Here is a 17,253-nt window from a genome sequence, read left to right on the forward strand (position 1 = left end):
CGAGTTCGCGATCAGGGTAGGTGATCCCACGCGCAACAGTCGCCATAGCAAACCCCCTGCCATGCCCTGTGACGGCTGCTTCATACAGGAAAGTTCGGTCGAATGCGAATGTCTGCTTTCGACCCAAAGCGGACCTTCGTGGGCCTCGTATGTAGCTCACTCGACGAGCAGCGTGGCACCAGTCAAACTGTCGGCGATCCGACATTTTTTCCGACGAGTCGAGAATACAGAAGTCAGGGTTTTACGTTTCTCGGGTCGAAATTTGAATCGCTCCTTGTCGCGTAGCTTTGGGTACAACCGAGTAGTGGAAAAGGAGCGAGCCTCCCGGAGCTTAAACTCCGGGGGGCATTCGATTCGGTCGTCTCAATATGTGCAACCGGAGAACGGAAAAGCGATCTCGCTTAGCGACGCTGGTGCGACCCGTCCGACGAGCGACGGCGGGCGGGGTGCCGACTCCAGACTTAGCGCCTTTCACTTTAATCGAACGATGTACTCGTCTCTGCCGACGCCCCGGTCCACGGAAGACCTTGGAACTGTTCGATAATCTTGCCTGTGGGGTCCCGAATATGGTAATATCGGTACCTTGCGAGATTGGAGTCGAACGACCTGTCCCGGCTTCAGTGGACTATTGAAGCAACATGACAGGGACTTGCGGTTATGTGTGGGGCAAAAAGCGAAACCGCCGATTATTATCGTGAACGCGAGGCAGCCGAGCGCGCCTTAGCTGAACAAGCGACAACGAAGGTTGCGCGAGACATACACTTTGAAATGGCGGGAAAGTACGCGGAGCTTGCGAAGCGGCTTGAGCGCGGGTTGCAATCGCCCGGCAGCGTCTTATCCCAGACTGATGGAACGCGACGAGCTGGCCGACAAAATGCGCGCGAGGATAAAGCTCTGCCGCAACCTCGCCGCGACAACGGCTGACGAACGAACGGCGGCGGTCCTCCTCGAAATGGCAGACGAGGGAGAGCGCGATCTGGCTCGCTTCAACGTGGAGGCTGCCAAAAAAGCGGGATTGACGAGTGATCGTCATCAGGAACGCTTCGCCACAATGACAGCTTTCCACCCATATCGGACATTGCGACCAGCGGAAAAGTCCGACGAATGTCCGCAATCGTCCGAAAACGGCCATTTGCCGGCGCCGCCTTCGCGACGCCGGCGTTGGGCTCAGACTTCGGTACTTTCAGCGAGCGCGAGAGCGTCCTCGATATCGACGCCAAGGTATCGCACTGTGCTCTCAATCTTGGTGTGGCCGAGTAGGATTTGCACAGCTCGCAAATTGCCGGTCTGCTTGTAGATCAATGCAGCCTTGGTGCGCCTGAGCGAGTGCGTCCCGTAATCCTCGCGTCGTAAGCCGATCCCGGTCACCCATTCCTCGACCAACCGTGCATACTGGCGCGTGCTGAGATGATCAGATCTATCAACCCGGCTCGGAAACGCGAATTCGTCGAGACCGCCACCCCGTCGCTCTAGCCAGGGAAGGATTGAAGCACGTGCTGGCTCCAAGATCTCAAATTGGACCGGTCGCTTGGTCTTTTGCTGGACGACCATGGCCCGGTGTCTAACGCGACCGCCGGATACTAAATCGTGGATCTTCACTTTCACGAGGTCGCAGCCGCGCAGCTTACTGTCGATGGCTAGGTCGAACAGGGCCCGATCGCGGATCCTGTGATCCTGGTCGAGCATAAAGCGTACAGCCCAAATCTCTTTTGGTCTGAGCGGACGCTTCGCGCCGAGTTTCCGACCGACATTCCAAGCAGGTCCATGATCGTCGCCATCGAAGGAAGAATGTCCCATCGCTGTCTCTCCTCCGGCCTTGATTGGCCATGGCAACAACGATTGAGACCGGCTCATAACGGCCGAAAGCAGACGGTCCGCTCTAGACTTAAATTAGCTTAGAGCGGACCCCGAATTTCAGGCCGCTCCCGCCATGCGGTGAACATCGGCTGCGGCCAGCCGCGTTCCGCCGATAGCCCAACTTCCTTCATCGATCTCGTGTAACCGCACCCAGGTGACGCCTCGCATGCCCTCGCCTTCAACGGAGATCATCGCTTCGGTCACCTTGTCGATCAGCTGCCCCTTCTGCTCGGGCGTGAAGACGTTTTTGATCACTTGGATATCGACGAGCGGCATAATCTTCTCCCTGCTATTCAGCGCGGCCACCGATTCGGGCCGCGTGAAGCTTTTGCCGGTTTCCAAAGCCGGGCCTCCAGTTCCCGATTTGAACTGATTCCGATTCAGTTTCTGTAGTTGACGTTCTCTCCAAGCGGGCGGAGCCTGGACGCATGGCATCGGAAACCTATGGCCAGTTCTGTCCGATAGCGATGGCGTCGGAGATCCTCGCCTCAAGATGGACGTTCGTCCTGCTTGGCGAGATGCAGTCGGGCTCGACCCGTTTCAACGAGATCAGACGCGGAGTGCCACGCATGTCGCCGGCCTTGTTGTCGAAGCGCCTCAAAGAACTGGAGAGACACGGCGTCATCCGCCGCGTTGAGTCAGGTCACGGCACCGAGTATCGACTGACCGACGCCGGCCACGACCTGAAGCCGGTGATCCACGCGCTCGGCGAATGGTCCATGCGATGGGTCGACCACGAATGCACGCTGGCAAACCTCGACGCGCAATTGCTGATGTGGAACATGCGTCGGAAAATTGACCCGAAACCGCTTCCGCCGCGACGGGTCGTCGTCGAATTTTCCTACCCCGAGCTGCCGAAGGACAAGCGCCACTATTGGCTGATCGTGTCGCCATCGACCGGGGCCGACCTTTGCTCGATCGATCCCGGCTTTGATGTCGACCTGTATGTCACGGCCGACCTGAAGGCGATGACGTCGGCTTGGATGGGCATGTCGAGGATGGCCGATGAAGTGGCCACCGGCCGCATTCTGCTGGAAGGCGATCCCGACCTCGTCCGGACGTTTTCGGGTTGGATGAAGCTGAGCAGCTTCGCACCAGCAGAACTTACCTGAGTTTACGCAGTAATTTGCCTGTCGAGAGATTGGTCGATTTGCCTGGGTCAATCGAAGACGATCATCCGCCGCACTCTGCGATCTTAGAGCCCAAGCAACCAGACTGGAAAAGCCGCGACCGCAATCGCGACGATCTGGGCCCCTAAGACGGGCAGGCCTGATTTCAGGTCGCGCCTAAGCCACCGGCTTGCGAACCAAAGCAGAAACGGCAGCTGCCCGGCAATCAACAATTGCCAGATGTGCGCAGAGGTGCCTTCGTCGGGCTCGCGACGCGTATGCCCCGTAGAAATCGCCATCAGAACAACACACAATGCCAGTAGCGACATCAGCACCGGAGCGTATCCGCTTGGCTTGCGGGCAAGAATCCCGAGTGCGCGATGATGCTTACCCATGGCCGTCATTCCTTCCTTGACGCTGTAAAAATGCTCGATGATGGCACCCTTCCCAACGTCGAGACCATCCCTCCAACGCCTCCGGTCGACCAGGAACTCGCTCAACTCGTCGCCATAGCGCGCTTGCCAGGCTCGTGGGTATAGCCGGACGAGCCAATGATGCTTGATGTGCTTCACAGGGCAGCCAAGCGCGCCGCCGACCGTCTGACGACGAGCTTCATCGCCTTGCACTTCGCGGTAAATGCGCTCCGCCCTGATGCGGTCAACTGATAGGGCTTGCGCCGCTCGTCGAAGGGAAGCGGCTCGATCCAGCCTTGCTGCTCCAGCCGGGTGATTGCACCATAGAGCGTCCCTGGTCCTAATCGGCTGCCGGACATCTTCTCGATGTCGTCTATCATCGCATGTCCGTGCTTCGGACCTCCGGCAAGACTAGCTAGGACAAGATATTGAGCGTCGGAAAAGCCGGTGTCGGGCAAGATCGGACTCCCAATTTGAATTGCTACGCATGGCGTAGTAACACGAAGTTTGACCGACCACAATTTTCCTGACGCTAATATACTCTCTGCGACCGTTGCGTCGAAACTTGGGATCGCTCAGCTTCGGGCGCGGAAAGGGCCAAAGGTGGGACTGCAATGGTGATACCCGATAATGTCGGCGCATTCGCGATCGTGCCGAGCAACGATCTTGCTTTAGCCATACCGTTCTGGGAACGTCTCGGCTTCGCGCGGACCGGCGGCGAGAACACTTACGTGATTATGACCGGTTGGGGGTGCGAAGTGCACCTTACGCAAGCAGGGCAAGGGCCCTGGCGTGTTCCGGAAAAGCATAATCCCTTCGGTGTCTTCATACGCACGCCCCGAGTTGCCGAGATCGCAGCGCGGGTCGATGACTTAATCATCAGGCCTGGCGGCATTCTAAGGCACCGTGAATGGGGACTTTATGAAGTTGGGCTTGCCGGACCAGATGGTTTGCTGGTTCGCATCGGCTGGCCATCGCAGTTGATCGAGATCTGACCGTTCGTCATACATCCTCGACGTATAAGGGGCGCAAGTCCAGAAACCTGCGTTATAGCCCGGTAGCCAGTTCAGGCCAGCCGCGAATATCGCGAAAATTGCCCCTCATAGCGTGAGCAAAAACAAGCAATGCTTTTCGTCTAGCTTCGGCTAAATTGTAGAAGATACAATGGGACGTTCGCATGGACAGGGCCATTTCACTTGAAGCAAGGCGAATCGATTTGTCGATCGAGCCACCCTTCAGGCTCGGACCAGTCGAAGTTTGCCCTTCTGCCCACGAGATCGCGTGGCAAGGCGGACGGAGACGCATTCAACCGCAAGTCCTGAAAGTTCTCGTCGCACTTCACGACAAGGTCGGATGTGTCGTAAGCCGAGACGAGATCGTCGATCGCTGCTGGGACGGTCGGTTTGTCGGCGATGATGTGATCAATCGCTCGGTGCTTTTGCTACGGCGTCTGGGTGCTGAATGCGGTGGGATCAAGATCGAAACGATCCCGCGTGGTGGCTACCGACTACTCGAGTCTTCCGTACTTCCTTCAGTCTCGACCGGGTCACTTCCACGATGGAAGAGCTGGGCAGCTGTTCTCGTAATTGTAATGATCGTTGGCTTTGTTTCGGGCGAGAGACTGTTTCGTGCGAAGCGAGTTGCGGCGGCTCCCGAACTCGGGCCTCTCAAAATCGAGCTAATTCCGTTCGACACTGAGACAAACGATCGCAAGTTGCGCACCCTAGCCGCTGCGACCCAGGACGCGATTGCCAATACGTTGGCCTATGGCGCTTACTCGGTCAGCGTGGCCGATCCAGCGAAGGCAAGCCGACCATCGGCGGATTTCCTTGTCACCGGTCATTTGAACGAAGTCGGCGGGTCAGTAATTGCGAGCGTGCGCATGGTCGAAACTAGCCACCAGACGGTCGTCTTCGCGCACCAGTTTGTATCGAAGCTCTCCGCAGCGGACTCGCTACCGCAAATGGCCGGCGGCCAGTTGGCGGCCAAGATTTCCTGGACCGCCCCATTGGTTGGGCTCGAACGACGTCACCCAAGCGATCCGGCGATCGCGCGGCAGCTGTTCGAGCAGGCCGCTACAGGCTTAGCCGACGCGGGAAATCTGAGCGATTTTGAAAATTCTCGACGTCTCGCGCGCGCTGCACCCAATTCAGCCCTGGCCCAGCTGACATTTGCTTACGCGGCGGCATTCGTGCTCGAAGAATTATCTCCGTCCGATCGAGCGACCGCAGTGCGCGAAGCGCGGCTTGCCTCTGCAAGGGTCGAGGCGCTGGCGCCCGAGTCGGGAGAGAGCTACGCACCATGGTGCCTACTCCATAGCGAAACGCTGTTCGCCGATTGCGAACGCCGACTGGAGAAAGCGCGGCAGATCGATCCTGACGCGCCCTTCGCATCCTGGTTTCTGGCGGACATCGTTCTCAACCCTGTCGGCCGAAATGTCGAAGCAGCGGAACTGGCGCGGCTGTCGTTGGCGCGTGATCCATATATGGTGAATAAGATCGGCTTGGCACTTCAACTCATGGAGGCGACCGGTCAATCGAAGGATGCGGACAGGCTGTATCAATCTTCGCTCAAGTGGTGGCCGCAGAATCCGTGGATAAGGTGGGATCGATTTGTCGGAATGATCCAAGCCGGACATTTTGCCGAGGCTAGCCGTTTCAATGATCAGAACCATGTCGAAAACGGTTCCGCGTCGATACTCCATGCGATCACGGAAAATAATTTAACGGACATGCGAAAAGCATGTGAAGCCGCAAGAGGGCTTGCGTCACACATCTGCATGACATCGCTGGCGCAGAGGGGGCAATATGATGCGGCCTACACGTTGGCTTATCGACTCTATCCGACACGTTCGGGACAAAGCCAGGCGCAGGTCGATTGGTCGTGGCTTTCCAATCCGAATCCTACGCCTGTCGCCTTTCTCACGAGTCGTGCGGCAGCTCCGCTTCGTCGCGACCCTCGCTTTTTGACACTCGCCAAAAATCTCGGGCTGCTCGCCTATTGGCGAGGCGGGAAGATGCCGGATTTCTGTGTGCGCGACCACGAAGAAGAATGTCTCAAGATACAGCACGACTAGCCCGGAGACAGACTAAGAACGACGGTCGAGCCACCGGTTGAATAGCCGGGCCGCCCAACCTTCTGTTTCGGCGGGGCAGCTTGATCGTTCGGCGAATGGGCATCGCCGCACAGCGTTGAGCTCATTGCCATGATCTAGAAATCAGGAAAAAATCAGGTCTTCTCCATCGCCGGGGGGAACCACTCGAACCAACGTCGAAGCGCGTCGCGAAGTCAGCCTTCTGGCCGAGCCAGCGCCGTCTTTTTTAGATGTAAGGGGAGAGTTTGTGATGAAAATTGACCTCGTCAAAGTCGCCAAACTGTCGGCGGGCAGTCTTCTAATGATTGGAACCGCAACGTTCGCCTCGAGCGCTAATGCCTGCGGCGGCGATACGCTCATCCACGCGACAGCCGCTTCGCTCGATCAACACGCTTCGGATCTCTTCCACCGAGCCGATTATGACCAGCATTCGATTGTTGGCTTCTGGTCGTTCACAATGACCCCAACCTCCGGCCCGGGCGATTTCGGGTTCCAGCAATGGCATTCGGACGGCACCGAATTGATGAATAGCGGCGGGCGTGCGCCGGCTAGCGAAAACATCTGCATGGGCGCATGGCGCTCAGTCGGCCCAAATCGCTATCACCTCAACCACCTGGCACTGAGCTACGATCCCACGTCCGGCCAGCTCAATGCCCGCGTGAACATCAAGGAAGATGTGTCGGTCGACGCGACCGGAAACAGCTATTCGGGCAGTTTCACCCTGGACGTTTACGACCCCACGGGGAAAACGAAGGTCGCTAGCCAGCAAGGCCAGGTGACCGCGCAGCGCATCCACGCAAATTAATAGGGGGGCCTCGATGCGGCGCGGTGCGAACTGCGCCGCATCAGGTTTTTGTCGGCATGATTAACTTGCGCGCGCTCGTCGTATCGCTCGTCCTTTGCATGGCCTTCCAAGCGGAACCGGCGTCAGCTGCACAAGTGGGCTGGTTTCAGGGAACAGTTGGCTCCCCCGCGCTCCCCGTTTCCAATGGACCGGCGACGGTCATCGGTGGTCCTGTAGCTGCGCTGCCAGTTCCATCTTTGTGGACCGGTCTCATTGCTCAGGAGGGCGAAGACTTCGAAATCGTAAAGCTTCGCTACGCCGATGTCAGCGAGATTGTTGGCCTGCTGACCGGCAATCAGACTGTGCGCTCCAATGACGAGTTTAGCCCGCAAGAGCCGAATTTCGGATCGAGCGGGGTGGTTGGCGGCGGCTATTTCGGCAGCGGCGGCGGTCTGCCGACGGTGCCCATACTGTCAGCCTCCAATGGAGTGCTTGTCAGCAGCGACTCGGTTGGGCAAGCGGTCGACGGCACCATCGGCATCGATCGTCGGCTCAATGCCATTATCCTGAAGGGCGACCCGCTGCGGGTCGCCCGTATTCGACATGAGATCGAGTTGCTCGATGTGCCCGTGACGAGCGTGGTTCTCGAAACGCAATTCGTCGAACTCAGCGAGACGGGCGCCCGCAACCTGGGTCTCGATTTCAATAACGCTAATGGTCAAATTGGCGGTGCTAGCGTGAGCTACGCCCGCGGCTTTCCCGGATTGTCCGACACACCTCGTCTCGGTGGCGTGACCGCAGCCTTTCAGGTCGCGCTTTACGCACAGATCGCGAAGGGAGAGGGGCGCATCGTCTCCAAACCGCGCATCTCCGCGCAAAGCGGCGCGACAGCCAAGATCGTTACAGGCGACGCGTTGCCAATTCTCACCTCTATCGCGCTTTCGGGCGTAAATGCCGTTCAACAGCAGGTGGCTTACGTCAATGTCGGCGTCACTCTTCAGATCGCCCCAAGAGTCAGCGATGATGGATTTGTCACCGCTCATATTTTCGCCGTGGTTTCGAGCGTAACGGGTTTCTCGCAGGGCTATCCTACGATCAGTCAACGCGAAGCGTCGACATCGGCGACCGTTCGCGATGGAGATACGTTCATCATCGGTGGCTTAACCGAAGAAAGTCGAATCACGAACAAGAGTAAGCTACCGTTACTTGGATCGCTCCCCTTGTTCGGTGCTTTGTTCAGCGTTGAGCACACGAGCAGCACGAAGCGCGATCTTTATATCGTCGTGACACCACACATCGTCACGACGGGACGGGCGCCGGTCTGAGGAACTAGGTCCGTTCGCGAGCCCACGCCCGCTCACGGGTCGTGAACGGACGGGTTAGGAAAGTAACTGACGTGCAGAGTAGATCTGAACAAGCGACCGCTCTCGGATCGACCAAACGCTTCGCTGCATGACCGCAATGGGCGCATTTCGGACTCAGTATCGAATTGTAGTTCGATACTCGTGAGACGTCTGATCCGTGCCAATTTGCGATCGTCAGCGTGCGGATCCTCGCCCCTGGACCGGTCAACCGTTAAGGAACGGGAGCTTCGGTCGAAAGCGCCGGCATTCTCTTCGTCAAGACGAAGCCAATCGACTCTCGGAAGTCGCAAAGGAGCACTTGGCAAACATCCAAGCGCTAAGACCTGCCAAGTCTATCGGACACTCTGCGTACGAGCCCTTGCGATACGTGACTGGTTCCATCGCCAGAGCTTATTGCTCAGCCAGCCGGTTGGCGGGGCGATCGGCTTGCCTCCGTGCGGCTAGCTAGCGGCCGGAAGTTTCGTAGCAGAGTTGCCGTCTGGGCTAGGTCAGGCTGGCGGCCTACGATTCCTCTGCGTGCCTCCGAGCGCTGCGCCGAGACCTACGCCGATCGCGATGCCTACTGGAATATTTTGTATCGTTACGCCGATTCCGGCGCCGATAGCGACCCCAATAGCAATGCCAATTCCCACGTTCATGGTACCTCGCTCCCTCATTATCTATTAGCGGAAACTGGCTTTCCCTGTTGAAGTCGAGCTTTGCGAACCCGATGCGGCTCAAGCGGAGCGACCTTCCCTGTCTCAACAAGGCGGCTCGCCTCGGAGAACAATGATGCCAAGTGGTGCCTTTCACCGATATCACCCCGGCCAGGTGCCAAAGAGGCAACTCATGGCGCGTGCCGCGGCCACCGCAGTTTTGGTGATAGGAATGTCAACCGCAGCCTATGCGGGGCCTCCCTATCTCACAGACGATCCAGTTCCGACGGACTATCGTCATTGGGAAATTTATGTCTTCAATGGCGGCGAGCGGCTTGGATCGGCGTTCGATGATGATGTTGGGCTCGATCTCAACTACGGCGCCACAGAAAACGTGCAGCTCACGGCAACGATACCTACTTCCTTTGCGCGAGAGTCCCGGGGCGCCGAACGCTTCGGCACAGGCGATGTCGAAGTGGGAATCAAATATCGCTTCGTGAAGGACGAAAGCAACGGTCTGTCTGCGTCAATCTTCCCGCGCGTCATCCTGCCGACTTCAAGTTTGGCTACGCATGATAGGGTCAAACTCTTGCTTCCCCTGTGGATTGGGAAAGACTTTGACGGAGGCACAAGCGTCTTTGGGGGGGGCGGGTATGAATTTAATCCTGGACCTGGCAACCGTAATTTCTGGCAAGCAGCCGTTGCCGTCACCAAGGACGTGAGCAAGAAGGTTTCGCTGGGTGCTGAGCTTACGGAGCAAGGTCCCGACGCGAGCAGCGGCACATCACAGACCCGCGCGGGCCTCGGCGGCATTGTCAAACTGAGCGGACCCAGCTCATTGCTTTTATCAGCTGGGCCCACATGGTCCGATCATAAGTCCGGTTACCACTTTTACGCCGCGCTGGGCCTCAATTTTTAGAGGCTACATTCACGCCCCCGAGGCAAATCGGCGTCTAAGGCTTGACGCTAGCCATCCGCCGTCGACCACCACTGCCAATGGAGAATTTCGACCTAAATCGAACGACTAGTCTGGCTGCTCAACAGCTTTACGCCTTTGCAGAGACTTTGCGGCGAGTGAGCTCAGCGCTGCCCAAGCCGCGCCAACGCCCCAGCCGAACAGCACGTCGCTCGGCCAGTGCACTCCGAGATAAATTCGCGAGAGGCCAATGAGCACAACCAATGTCACTGCTGAACACAATAGATAGACTTGGAGCGCCCGGCCTTCGACCGCTCTGGCTTGGAGGATTGCAAGCGTCAGATACACAACAGCGCTGTTCATCGAGTGCCCGCTCGGAAAGCTCGACGAGGATACTGAAACCAGATGCGGGACAATCTCCGGCCTCGGGCGAAGAAAGAGTGTCTTTAAGATCAAGGATAGGCCGATTCCTAGGGCGGACGATGCCGCCACTAGCGCTGCCATCGCTGGCTTCCGCGACGCAATTAGCGCGCCGCAAACCACAACAACAATCAGAGTAAGAGTTGTGCCGCCACCTAAATTAGTGATGCTGAGCATCACACTTTCCAGCCAATGGGGCCCAATTGGGATAGCAAGATCCCGCTGACGCCGCATCGCGAGGAGGATCGCACGATCAAAGGCGAAATTGTCCCCTTCGAAAACCTCCGAAGCAAGCCAGAGAAGGCCGATGGCTGCGATCGCCATGACCAGGAAAAGTATCAACAGCTTGCTGTCGAGACGGTGGCGTCCGAACGCCCCCCCACTCCATCTAGCGCGAAGGGGGTTGCCTTGAGGAACCCAGGGCTGGCCAGTGACTCTGCGTTTGTTCATCGGCTCAATCCTCTGTCGCCGATCTCAAAAGGATCGAGAAATTGGTGTCCTGTGGGCATCGGCCCGAAACTGGTTCGCCCGACGGAAGTCTCTCGACACATGCCCTAACCCTCCTTGCGCGAAAGCAAACTCGTATGAGAGGGGCTGAACCATTCCCTGAGATCAGGCGTGGTCAGTAGCGTCTTCGCCGGGATGGGCTCCAGCCTTTTGCGGAATAATTGCTATCAGGAGCACGATCGCCGTGAAGAGCGCGATGGTCGCGAGAGGCCGCGACAATGCAAGGCCTCCTTTCGCGATCGGTTTGTCCAAGAAGTCGCCAACCGTCGCGCCTAGCGGCCGGGTAAGCACAAATGCCGCCCAAAAAAGGCCCACGCGCGAGATCGAAGTGAAATAGTAGCATGCAGCCAGGACGAGGAGCGCGCCACCAAACACTATCGCCGCGCCGGAATAGCCTAGGGCACCGTCCGCAAACCAGTCGCCCAATGCTGTTCCGAGTGTCTGCGAAAAGGTGATCGTCACCCAGTAAAACGTCTCGGCACGCGCGGTCGTGATTCGATTGACATCGACAGTGCCAAGCGCGCGATACCAGCTAAACAGACTGACCAAAACTAGACTCAAAAGCAGGATCGATCCTCCGGGATACCCAATGCCGAGGGACCGGGTCGAGAAGTCGGCAAGCGTGGTTCCAGCTGTCGTCGAAGCCACGATGGTCGCCCAGTAGAGCCAGGCATTGAACCGTTTCGACCGCACCTGGAGCCAGACGAGCAGAATTAGGGTTATCCCGAAAATTGCAGTTCCCACGAGGTAGCCGTTAATGCCGGAGCTCCCGGCCTTTGCGGTAGTCTCGCCGAGCCAGCTCATGCTGACAGCATCGCCGCCCGTTTCACCTAAGGTCGTTGCCAATACCTTTATGATCCAAAAGCCGAGCGTGACGGCCGGCACCTTGCTGATCATTTCGCGCACGCGTTCGTTCATCCCTGACTCTCCGTTCCTAGGCTATCGCTACAGGAAGATTGACGCGGGCTTCGAGACCCGGTCCGGCGTCGCCGAGTATCAGGCTCCCGCCGTGAAGCGCTGACACGGCGCTCGTGAGATTTAGTCCAAGGCCAAATCCCGGTGTAGAACGACTGATATCCAAACGCTGGAAACGCCGCTTGACGCGATTACGTTCGTTTGCCGGAATACCTTGCCCATTGTCCGTCACGCAGACCATTGCCATGCCAGCGTGCTCGGTGAGCGTGAGCCTTGTGATCGTGCCGATCGGCGTGTGGCGGATCGCGTTGTCCAAGAGATTTGCAAATGCTTGGCCAAGCAACTGCCGATCGCCGTGCAGCTTTATGTTCGGCGCTGCCGAGCACAAGAGTATTCGGCCATTATCCGAAAATGATGGTTGGTAAGTTTCGCCAAGTTCGACGATCAACTCGCTCAGATCGACCTTAGCGAAATAGCGGCGTGTTTCCCCACTCTCTACCTCCGCAATGCGCAAGATCGCGGCAAAAAGGACCAGCAGCTCATCAACGCGCTCGATTGCACCATTCGCGAACGTGTCCGTTGGGCTCCGCGCTTCGAGATAGTTCCGGAGACGAGTCAACGGTGTGCGGAGATCATGCGCTATATCGCTAGACACCTGGCGCAAATTCTCGATCAAGAGCTCATTACGATCGAGCATCTTGTTTAGAACAATCGACAATTCATCGAACTCATCCTGTCGATCGCTTACGGAAACGCGCTCGCGCGTGTCGCCAGCGATAATCTTGCGCGCGCCACCCGCAATCGCCTGCAAACGGCCTCGCAGATAGCGTCCCAGTAGCGCGCCGCCGACAGCGCCGAGCATCAGAACCACAATAAATGCTGCGACGAAGCTTGTTATGACAATCGCGTCAATTCGCTCCAGCCACTCCCGGTCAGCGGCCACAATAAGGCGCAACTCAGGCGATAGGTCGCGAAAGACGGCGCGTGCCGTGTCAGGACCCTCAACTGGATCGCGGAAGACTACATCCCTGACTCCCGGCGGCCCTGGCGTGGTCGCAAGATGTCCGGCGAGCCTTTTCCCTCGAGAGTCGAACAATGCGTACATTAGCTTATGCGACGAATGGCCGGTCTCTCGCTCGGCAATCGCAGTGCGTAACTCATCCGGGCCGTCGGCTCGATACTCAGCCGCCAAGGCGTCGGCTTCATCGCCGATCATGGAATCCATCTGCTGTCGGAACGCAAGATGCATCGTGATAAATACGAGGACGCCCAGTATGGCGACGCCGGCAGCAAAGGCCGCTGACCATGCGAACCCGATGCGGTAAGCGGCGCTTCGCACCCACGGCCTAGCCATCGCAGCGCATCCGGTAGCCCGCGCCACGAACAGTCTCGATGAGATCAACGCCGCCGTGACCACTAAGTTTGGCGCGGAGTCGGCTGATATGGGTTTCGACAATGTTTGTTTGCGGGTCGAAGTGATAACCCCAAACTCGTTCCAAGAGCATCGTCCGCGTGACCAAGCGTCCGTCATTCCGGAGCAATTCTTCCAGAAGCTTGAATTCGCGCGGCTGAAGCGGAATGGTCGCCCCTTCGCGAGTCACCTGGCGCTTTAACAAGTCCATGCGTAGATCGCGGCAGGTAAGACTCGTGAGTTCGTTGTAGATTGGTGGCCGGCGTCCGAGTGCATTGATTCGCGCCGCGAGTTCGGAAAAGGCGAATGGCTTGACTAAATAGTCGTCAGCCCCGGCCTCCAGACCCTCGACCCGGTCCTCGATGCTTCCAAGCGCAGTAAGGAGGAGAGTGGGAGCGACCACTCCGCCCGAGCGAAGTCGGCGAAGCACGTCTAGTCCCGCCAGAGATGGCAGCATCCGATCGAGAACTATTAGTTCCACGGGCTCAGTCAGGCCGAGATGAAGCGCGTCATCGCCATTAACTGCTCTAAGCACGCGGTGGCCGAGTTCGACGAGCCCACGCTCGACAAACTCGGCCGTTTCCTCGTCATCTTCCGCGAGTAAGATGTTCAAGGTCTGCCTTTTCCGTAGCAGGATCAGTCGTGATCGACTTTGCCCTCGTTGCTGTTTTCGACAACCTTACCAGTTTGACCGTCGATCCCGATTTCCTGGATATGACCCTTTTGCTGGATGTCGAAGGACCAGCGCCAGACGCCGCCTTCCTTTTCATACTCGGCGTCCTTGATCTTCCCCGGAGCGAGCTTGAGGGCGATGGCCTCGGCTTGCGCCTTGCTGATCTTGGGCGGCTGTGCCGCGGCATGGACAGCGGCAAGAGGAATGGCGGCGGCGGATACCAAAGCGGCAAAAATGAGCTTGTTCATGGTTTGCTCCATATGTCGACCCAAGGGGTGGGCCGCCATCCTTATGACGCAAGACACCACACGAGTTGCTTGCCGTCACATTACAATTTCCCAACCTAAGTACAGGTCAGGTGTCGTTGCCGTTCAGGATGAAAGTAGCCGGAAGAGAAGGCGTTAAGCTTGAGGCGCTGTCGGAGCATGGGCCGGTATCGCGGAGCGTTCGAGATCAGCAAGGATGTACGCGAAGGCGCGCGACCTATGTCTTAATCTGTCAAAATTTGACGCGCAAAACTGACATACGAAGTGCCTAGCGACCGCCTCATTCAAAGGAGGTCTTGTGCGCGACACTACGAAGCAAGCCGTTACGGCGTGTTCGATCCTCGCTCTTGCCGCGCCAGTGAGTGCGCAGCCTGCCGCTTCGCGCACGGAAGGGCAGCAAATCGTAATCACGGCGCCAAGAGCCGCCAAGACTGCGCGCCGGGAGCAGAAGGATGCGCCCAATCTGGTCAACGTCCAGTCTGCCGAGACGATCGCCAAATATCCGGATTACAACGCTGCCGAGGCGCTCGGTCGGGTGCCCGGCGTGTCTCTGTCGATCGATACCGGCGAAGGCCGATTCGTTAATATCCGCGGGCTCGATGGCAATCTGAATGGCGCAACCTATGGCGGTGTGGTGTTGCTCAACACGCAGGCTGGCGGCACCTATTTCAACGCCTCGGGGCGCGCCGTCGAGTTCGACACCGTGCCGATAGGCGCCGTCGACCGGATCGTCGTAACCAAGACCGGGCTACCCGACAATGAGGCCGAGGGGCTCGGCGGATCGGTCGAGCTCACGCCGCGCACCGCGCTCGGCCGTGACAGGCCGTTCCTCGACCTCCAGCTTGGCGGTGGCTATCAGAATTTACGGAAGACTGGCCTCTACCGCATTGATGCGACGGTCGGCGGTGGGCTCGGCACGAACGCCGACGGCCGTTCGCTGGTCAGCGGCGTGCTCAATCTGTTCCTGCACGATGACAAGCGAGGCATCGACGATATCGAGGCGGCCTATTCCGATAGTCAGCCGGCGATTCCGGACAAGGCGTTCAATGCGCTCGAGCTGCGGCGTTACCAATATCATCGCCGGCGGTTCGGCGCGACCAGCGAAGTCGACCTAACGCCAAGCGAGCGCCAGCGCCTTTACTTTCGGGCCAGTGTCGCCGGCTACGTCGAGCGGGTCAATCGGCAGCGGCTTGAGATCGACGGGCTCGACGGCAGCAACGGTAGCGGAATTATCACCGCAGCGCCGGGCAACACGAACGGCTTCTTCGTGCCTGACGCATCGGCGGTAAAGACGCTGCGCGACGAACAGGAAACACACCGCAACCTGCTGCTTCAGCTCGGTGGGGTGCATGATCTCGGGATGCGCGGAGCGAGATTCGACTGGTTCGCGGCGCTTGCACGGTCGACCTACAACAAGCCATTCGACCGCAACACGACATTTTCCGGTCCGGGCGACGGCGACAACCCGCAGTCGACCTTCCCGATCAGCTACGACAACACGACTGACTCCAATCACCCGACCTATTCGTCGGGCCAGGTCGACCTTGCCAACCCGGCGAATTACATCCTAGCCGGCATTCGCAATTCGAGCGAATATGATCGTGACCTCGAGCGTAGTGTCGCGGCGAACCTGACCCTGCCGTCGATCCTGAAGGCCGGAGACGAGTTCAAAATCGGTGCGAAGCTTAGATTTCGCCACAAGTTGGCCGAGACAAACTCGATCCGCCTGAGCGGTGGCGGCCAGCCGTTCGCTAGCTGCGCCGACAACGGCACGCTGCTTTTCTATGGCGGGCGTTACGATATCGGGCCGATGATCAACCGCGACTCGATCGCAAACGCGTTCGGGCCCGCTATCGCGCTTCCTCCGCTCGGGTTCGCGGATGCCGAGTATAACGATCGCGAAGACGTCAGTGCCGCTTATGCTGAGTATCGCACGGAATTCGGTCCACTATCCTTCCTTGGAGGCGCGCGGATCGAGCATACGCGGGCGGCCTATGGTGGCTTCGTCACGACAGGCGACACGACCGCCTACACCGAAGTCAAACATGGCTACACCAACGTCTTCCCAACGATCCAGCTGCGTTACTCATTGTCGCCGGACGTGATTCTCCGCGGCACCTATTCGACGGCGCTTGCACGACCGGGTTTCCTCCAGACCATTCAAAACGGCACGGTCGACCTCGGCAACCAGGTCATTACGAATGGCAATCCGAACCTCAGACCGACCTACGGCAATAATTTCGACGTCTCGCTTGAGGCGTATTTGCCTGACTCGGGCATCGCCTCGATCGGTGTCTTCGACAAGGAATTCCGCAATTACATCGTCGCACGAAGTTTCTTTGCTCCCTATGCGCCAAGCGGCACGACCTCTCCGTTTCTCTATCAGTCGTTCGACAATGCGTCAGGCGCCTACGCTCGTGGGATCGAAGCAAGTCTCGTCGATCATTTTCGATGGCTGCCGGGGGTATTGAGCGGGCTAGGGGTCGACGCCAACGTCACATACGTCGATTCAGGCGTGTCTTTGCGGGCCGGTGAGGAGAAGCGTTTGCTGCCCGGCACATCGCCGTGGACCGGCAACCTCGCCCTCACCTATGAAAGAGGCCCGATCCAGCTGCGACTTGCGGGAGAGTATGTTGACCATACTCTCTTCGGTGTGGGGAGTGGCCCCGAGAGCGATATCTATCAAGAGTCTCGAGCGACGCTCGACTTCTTCGGTGATTACGACGTCTCCAAAAAGGTAAGCCTTTACGTCACTGCCAAGAATCTGCTCAACACGCCGCTCAAATTCTACGAGCGGTCGCCGAACCGGCCGATTCAGCGGGAATATTATTTGGAGACGTTCGAGGCCGGCGTGAAAATCCACCTGTGACGATCGGACGGGATGAATCA

Annotated in this window: 17 protein-coding genes; 7 read left to right on the forward strand and 10 right to left on the reverse strand. The window is 58.2% G+C overall.

What is annotated here, in order from left to right; translation table 11 throughout:
• Positions 1-1,167: 1,167 nt before the first annotated feature.
• Positions 1,168-1,797: a tyrosine-type recombinase/integrase gene (locus ABDK56_RS11865; protein WP_349808494.1), complete on the reverse strand. Its 630-nt coding sequence runs from the start codon at positions 1,795-1,797 to the stop codon at positions 1,168-1,170.
• Between the two features lie 117 nt (positions 1,798-1,914).
• On the reverse strand, positions 1,915-2,199 hold the full coding sequence (locus tag ABDK56_RS11870) for a tautomerase family protein (protein ID WP_349808495.1): 285 nt from the start codon (positions 2,197-2,199) through the stop codon (positions 1,915-1,917).
• Between the two features lie 86 nt (positions 2,200-2,285).
• Between ABDK56_RS11870 and ABDK56_RS11875 the strand changes: the two genes are divergently transcribed.
• On the forward strand, positions 2,286-2,969 hold the full coding sequence (locus tag ABDK56_RS11875) for a winged helix-turn-helix transcriptional regulator (protein WP_349808496.1): 684 nt from the start codon (positions 2,286-2,288) through the stop codon (positions 2,967-2,969).
• 83 nt (positions 2,970-3,052) lie between these two features.
• Here ABDK56_RS11875 and ABDK56_RS11880 read toward each other — a convergent pair whose 3' ends face one another.
• Positions 3,053-3,466 carry a hypothetical protein gene (locus tag ABDK56_RS11880; protein WP_349808497.1) on the reverse strand — a complete coding sequence of 138 codons (414 nt, stop codon included), beginning with the start codon at positions 3,464-3,466 and terminating at the stop codon, positions 3,053-3,055.
• A 68-nt stretch (positions 3,467-3,534) separates the two neighbouring features.
• The gene (locus ABDK56_RS11885) at positions 3,535-3,837 is read right to left on the reverse strand and encodes a PadR family transcriptional regulator (protein ID WP_349808498.1); all 303 of its coding nucleotides are present in this window, start codon (positions 3,835-3,837) and stop codon (positions 3,535-3,537) included.
• A gap of 156 nt (positions 3,838-3,993) precedes the next feature.
• Between ABDK56_RS11885 and ABDK56_RS11890 the strand changes: the two genes are divergently transcribed.
• The 4 genes from ABDK56_RS11890 (at position 3,994) to ABDK56_RS11905 (ending at position 8,582) form a co-directional block, all read left to right on the forward strand.
• Positions 3,994-4,374 carry a VOC family protein gene (locus tag ABDK56_RS11890; protein WP_349808499.1) on the forward strand — a complete coding sequence of 127 codons (381 nt, stop codon included), beginning with the start codon at positions 3,994-3,996 and terminating at the stop codon, positions 4,372-4,374.
• Positions 4,375-4,556: 182 nt separating this feature from the next.
• Complete coding sequence (locus ABDK56_RS11895) at positions 4,557-6,455, forward strand: hypothetical protein (protein WP_349808500.1); 1,899 nt, start codon at positions 4,557-4,559, stop codon at positions 6,453-6,455.
• 268 nt (positions 6,456-6,723) lie between these two features.
• Positions 6,724-7,278 (forward strand): hypothetical protein, encoded by a 555-nt coding sequence (locus ABDK56_RS11900; protein WP_349808501.1) that lies wholly within the window; start codon positions 6,724-6,726, stop codon positions 7,276-7,278.
• Between the two features lie 23 nt (positions 7,279-7,301).
• Positions 7,302-8,582 carry a type II secretion system protein GspD gene (locus ABDK56_RS11905; RefSeq protein ID WP_349808502.1) on the forward strand — a complete coding sequence of 427 codons (1,281 nt, stop codon included), beginning with the start codon at positions 7,302-7,304 and terminating at the stop codon, positions 8,580-8,582.
• 527 nt (positions 8,583-9,109) lie between these two features.
• On the opposite strand, the gene ABDK56_RS13185 is transcribed toward ABDK56_RS11905, so the two are convergent.
• Positions 9,110-9,277, reverse strand: a complete 168-nt coding sequence (locus ABDK56_RS13185) for a glycine zipper domain-containing protein (RefSeq protein ID WP_502959303.1) — start codon at positions 9,275-9,277, stop codon at positions 9,110-9,112.
• Between the two features lie 172 nt (positions 9,278-9,449).
• Between ABDK56_RS13185 and ABDK56_RS11910 the strand changes: the two genes are divergently transcribed.
• Entirely contained in the window at positions 9,450-10,175 is a 726-nt protein-coding gene (locus tag ABDK56_RS11910; protein ID WP_349808503.1) for a transporter, read from the forward strand.
• 105 nt (positions 10,176-10,280) lie between these two features.
• Here ABDK56_RS11910 and ABDK56_RS11915 read toward each other — a convergent pair whose 3' ends face one another.
• The 5 genes from ABDK56_RS11915 to ABDK56_RS11935 all read right to left on the reverse strand — a co-directional run bounded on the left by ABDK56_RS11915 (position 10,281) and on the right by ABDK56_RS11935 (position 14,346).
• Entirely contained in the window at positions 10,281-11,042 is a 762-nt protein-coding gene (locus ABDK56_RS11915) for a phosphatase PAP2 family protein (protein WP_349808504.1), read from the reverse strand.
• Positions 11,043-11,204: 162 nt separating this feature from the next.
• On the reverse strand, positions 11,205-12,017 hold the full coding sequence (locus ABDK56_RS11920; protein ID WP_349808505.1) for a COG4705 family protein: 813 nt from the start codon (positions 12,015-12,017) through the stop codon (positions 11,205-11,207).
• 16 nt (positions 12,018-12,033) lie between these two features.
• Positions 12,034-13,395 carry a sensor histidine kinase gene (locus ABDK56_RS11925; RefSeq protein WP_349808506.1) on the reverse strand — a complete coding sequence of 454 codons (1,362 nt, stop codon included), beginning with the start codon at positions 13,393-13,395 and terminating at the stop codon, positions 12,034-12,036.
• Positions 13,361-14,038: a response regulator transcription factor gene (locus ABDK56_RS11930; protein ID WP_349808507.1), complete on the reverse strand. Its 678-nt coding sequence runs from the start codon at positions 14,036-14,038 to the stop codon at positions 13,361-13,363. The genes ABDK56_RS11925 and ABDK56_RS11930 overlap by 35 nt, the downstream gene beginning before the upstream one ends.
• A 23-nt stretch (positions 14,039-14,061) precedes the next feature.
• A complete protein-coding gene (locus ABDK56_RS11935; RefSeq protein WP_349808508.1) occupies positions 14,062-14,346 on the reverse strand; it encodes a PepSY domain-containing protein in 285 nt (94 codons plus the stop codon).
• Positions 14,347-14,662: 316 nt separating this feature from the next.
• Between ABDK56_RS11935 and ABDK56_RS11940 the strand changes: the two genes are divergently transcribed.
• A complete protein-coding gene (locus ABDK56_RS11940) occupies positions 14,663-17,233 on the forward strand; it encodes a TonB-dependent receptor (RefSeq protein WP_349808509.1) in 2,571 nt (856 codons plus the stop codon).
• Positions 17,234-17,253: the final 20 nt, after the last annotated feature.

It is taken from the genome of Sphingomonas sp. ASV193, from assembly GCF_040203355.1.
Taxonomy (GTDB): Bacteria; Pseudomonadota; Alphaproteobacteria; order Sphingomonadales; family Sphingomonadaceae; genus Sphingomicrobium.